The organism is Rhodothermales bacterium (assembly GCA_017643395.1).
Classification (GTDB): domain Bacteria; phylum Bacteroidota; class Rhodothermia; order Rhodothermales; family UBA10348; genus JABDJZ01.
This window is the reverse complement of the sequence record JAEPNP010000015.1, coordinates 1-933: the sequence shown is the minus strand read 5'-3', so window position 1 is coordinate 933 and position 933 is coordinate 1. Positions and strand designations below refer to the sequence as shown.

Here is a 933-nt window from a genome sequence, read left to right as displayed (position 1 = left end):
CCTTTCCCTCACGGTACTGGTTCACTATCGGTCATGCAGATGTATTTAGCCTTACCGGATGGTGCCGGCTGGTTCACGCAAGATTTCACCGGTCTCGCGCTACTCAGGATACCCGCCTTCTTGTAATCGGTACACCTACAGGGCTTTCACCTTCTGTGGCGCTGCTTTCCAGACAGCTTCGATTTAAGATTACAAAAATTACGCAGGTCCTACTACCCCGCACCCCGTAGGATGCGGTTTGGGCTGCTCCGCGTTCGCTCGCCACTACTTGCGGAATCACTGTTGTTTTCTCTTCCTCCGGGTACTTAGATGTTTCAGTTCCCCGGGTATGCCTCCTCGAAAGGATACCCTAATAAATTAGAGTGGGTTGCCCCATTCGGAAATCCGCGGATCACAGTTCTTTTGCAACTCCCCGCAGCTTATCGCAGCTTTACACGTCCTTCTTCGCCTCTGCATGCCTAGGCATCCACCGTGTGCCCTTAATTGCTTATTTTATATGGCTTGCACTACCTCTCGGTGCGCGCAAGGAACATACTCAATTGCTTGAGCTATTACTCTTGTGGGCTGCAGGTGTACTACCACCTACAGCTACCCTAGGCGCATGTTATCTGCGTTCGTAAAACGAACACTTCAAACATACTATATGAGCTGACAATCAATCGATTGCCGCTCTTTATACATTGTTATACTTTTTCACCATGTCAAAGAACTTCGCCGGGCGAAGCGCCAGGGTTTATTCTGGTCTTTTCCGGCACTACCGGGTTGCCCCGGGCCTGTCGCACAGGCAAGCTGTTTAACGCCACCGCTTCGGCCTCGAAAGACTCCCGCAGCAACTAACATTCTTTCAATAAAACTATGTGACTTCCGGGGTTACGCACCCGCTCAGTACTACCATCACATCTTACTTCAATACATGTACTTCAATTTCAGTGG

General features: G+C 50.1%; 1 rRNA gene. It reads right to left on the bottom strand.

The window, feature by feature from the left end:
* Window positions 1-493: ribosomal RNA gene (locus tag JJ896_18555) — 23S ribosomal RNA — on the bottom strand; the annotation flags it as partial.
* Window positions 494-933: the final 440 nt, after the last annotated feature.